The sequence below is a fragment of the Spirosoma daeguense genome (assembly GCF_054776875.1).
On the sequence record NZ_BAAHBF010000027.1, the window covers coordinates 1 to 1491 of the forward strand.

2 protein-coding genes are annotated in these 1491 nt (G+C 45.1%); both read left to right on the plus strand.

All coding sequences use genetic code 11. From position 1 onward, the window contains the following. The first annotated feature begins 123 nt into the window (after window positions 1–123). Entirely contained in the window at window positions 124–495 is a 372-nt protein-coding gene (locus ACYVD4_RS31950; protein ID WP_460952512.1) for a hypothetical protein, read from the plus strand. 5 nt (window positions 496–500) lie between these two features. Beyond that, the gene (locus ACYVD4_RS31955; RefSeq protein WP_460952514.1) at window positions 501–1403 is read left to right on the plus strand and encodes a hypothetical protein; all 903 of its coding nucleotides are present in this window, start codon (window positions 501–503) and stop codon (window positions 1401–1403) included. The last annotated feature ends 88 nt before the right edge of the window (window positions 1404–1491 follow it).

A 1491-nucleotide genomic window follows, 5' to 3' on the forward strand; every position in this document is an offset into this window, starting at 1 on the left:
AGGGGCGATTTGTGACAGGAATTGCCAAAATAAATTACGCATACACTGGCTTGAGGCTGTGCCAGTTCATTACCCACCAACCTATGAAGAACGTTTATATCACCCACTCAATCAACGTATAATGTGCAGCCACAACAAAATTTCTGGTCGTATTTCTTTGGCCTGTTTCAAGGTGTTCCACCCGAAGTGGGGCAGTTTGTGGCAAGTATTATCGGTGGCGCGATTGGGCTTATTTTCTTTCCGCCTTCGGACTGGAAAGGAGCCATTTCTCAGGTGTTTGTTTCGTGGGCTTTTTCGCATTATTTCTCCAGCGATGTACAGCGAAAATGGGCGACAGAAACCAGTATTGAAGCCATTCGGGTAGGCATGGCCTTTAGCGCATGGATTATTGTTTCCGTTGTCGCATGGATACTTAAAAAGATAAAAGCCGACCCCGTCAAGGGGGCTAAGATATTACGAAAGCTAGCTGATCTGTTTGATGAATTTTCATCCTGATAACCATGATACCACATTATGACGCATTTCCTGAATTAGCTGCTACAATCCTAGATTGGTGGGAGACGGGCGCACTGGCTATCAATATTTGTGGTCTGGTAATTAACTTTTTCTTTACCATGCACAAGGGGGCGCGCTACCGTGCCGCCTTTGTTGTATTACTACTCACATTGATAACGCTTTTGTACGTCGACGTAATTACACCCGCCAATAAACACATTCAGTATGATGATATGGTTCGTCCGATTATGTATTCAGCATGGGCGTATACGGTCTGGACGAGGGCATGGATATATCTGGAATACTTCGTCCAGCTAAAAGGGCAGTACGATGCGACGATTGAGCAGGTATTGAGTACTGAAAATACGGTCGTGCCCTGGAAGGAGGTAGCCCAGTATAGCATCGAAATGGAGAAATGGCAGAAGTGGATAACCGGGATTATCACTGCCTGTTTTGCGGCTGGACTACTACACTCTCAGGTTGATAGAATCGAAGCCCTGCAAGTAGTTAGTATCAAGGCAAACCAAACAGCCGTAAGAGAAGTAAAGGAGACAAAAGAGCTGGCATTACAGAAACGCCATCAGGATAGTTTATTGCTGGCCAGTATTACAAAAGAGCGACAGGGTTTTCAGTCGCAACTGGAAAAGCTAGATAAGATTCTTCAGAACTCAACCACCAATCAGGACTTACTGCGCGCTGAACGAAAAGAGAAACGAAGACAACTCGAAGCCCTGCAACGATTAGAGCAAAGCGTAAACGCCCGACTCGTACCCACCGAACCGCTACCCTCAACACCACCAAAATTTGGCATTGACCCCAAGAAAGTAAAGCCCTATACAAACAAAACCAGCTTTGCTGAAGAGGTAGAGCCAGATACGACATACTGGGCTAGGAACTATCCTGAATAATTAACACAACCCACTAAATATCAGTTGATTATAGTTGCAAAAGTGGTGGATTTTGCGTAGCTTGATAGGGTAAATAAGAGGAGAAACG

What these genes read in the sequence shown, in the direction of transcription:
- ACYVD4_RS31955 (WP_460952514.1), top strand. Translation starts at nt 501, where the DNA reads ATGATACCACATTATGACGCATTTCCTGAATTAGCTGCTACAATCCTA.